Consider the following 231-nt stretch of genomic DNA (forward strand, 5'->3'; position numbering starts at 1 on the left):
GGCCAGGCCGCAGTGGCAGAAGATCCACAACCGCAGCCGGCGTATCGGCAGGATCCTTGCCGACGGCAACCCGGTGGCCTGGTTCCAGGGACGCATGGAGTTCGGTCCGCGTGCCCTCGGTGGCCGCTCCATTCTCGGCTGCCCGAGCGTGCCGGGCGTGGCCGACCGGATCAATGCGCAGATCAAGTTCCGCGAGCGCTGGCGGCCCTTCTGCCCGTCGATGCTGGATAC

General features: G+C 68.8%; 1 protein-coding gene. It reads left to right on the forward strand.

Going from position 1 to position 231, the window contains the following annotated elements; genetic code table 11:
* The coding region (locus ACLJNW_RS29040; protein ID WP_410962144.1) for a carbamoyltransferase C-terminal domain-containing protein at positions 1-231 on the forward strand (231 nt) is incomplete at both ends.

The organism is Salmonella sp. SAL4457, from assembly GCF_046548235.1.
Classification (GTDB): Bacteria; Pseudomonadota; Gammaproteobacteria; order Enterobacterales; family Enterobacteriaceae; genus Salmonella; species Salmonella enterica.